General features: G+C 45.9%; 1 pseudogene. It reads right to left on the bottom strand.

The features are described from left to right. Window positions 1–1,073 (bottom strand): annotated as a pseudogene (locus A3763_RS16850) (thiamine pyrophosphate-dependent enzyme); the annotation flags it as partial.

Below are 1,073 nucleotides of genomic sequence, written 5' to 3'. Positions count from 1 at the left end.
GGGTTGGTCGTTGCAAAACCATATTCAAAGGCAAGAACCGCCTCTTCCGATAACAAGGAGTCGATAATCTCGCACTTAGGCTGATCTTCTTTGATATTCTGCAAAGGCACATAAGTCGATCCATCTGTCTGGTTGTGTAAAACAACATGACGATGAGAGAAGGTACCGCGACCAACATCTTGACCTGAGATACGAATTTCATGACCTTCTGCTAGCAAACTAGCATAAGCCATTACCTCGCCATAACCCCAGTTCAGCGGCATTGCGCCCTGATTCATTTTATTTCGATCTTCAATGATCTTCTGAACCTGCTTCTGAATAGGAAAGCCTTCATGTATCGCACCTAGCTTTTTACCTAAACGCTGCAAGGTTTTGGCATTGACCGAAGTCTTAGCCTTAGCTGTCCACTCATGGCCAATGAATGGCGTCCAGTCAACATACATAGACTTATTCGGTTCCAGAACCAAACTCTTGGTAACATGATCACCGTTCTCTAGTGCTGAACGGTAGTCATTTTCAAGCTTTTTAGACTGTTCTTGTGAGATCACCTGCTCTTCAAGTAAGCGCTCAGAGTAGATAGAACGAGTTGTCTTCAAGCTCTTGATCACTTGATACATTAATGGCTGCGTGCCCGAAGGCTCATCCGCCTCGTTATGACCACGACGGCGATAGCAGAACAAGTCAATAACGACATCTTTCTTAAACTGATTGCGGAAATCAATTGCAACCTGAGTAGCAAACAAAACAGCTTCGGGGTCATCACCATTTACATGCAAGATTGGCGCTTCGATCATCTTTGCAACGTCGGTACAATACTCTGTTGAGCGCGTGTCTTCACGCTTATTGGTGGTAAAGCCAACCTGGTTATTAATAATAATATGTACGGAACCACCCGTACCATAACCACGAGTTTGTGACATCTGGAAGGTTTCCATCACCACGCCCTGACCTGACCTGCAAACGCAGCATCGCCATGCATGATAATAGGTACGACAGAATCCCGACGCTCATCTTCCCTTCTACCCTGGCGCGCTCGAACCGAGCCTTCAACAACCGGAGAAACAATCTCAAGA

The sequence above is a fragment of the Oleiphilus sp. HI0128 genome (assembly GCF_001635365.1).
This window is presented reverse-complemented; position numbering and strand designations above follow the sequence as displayed.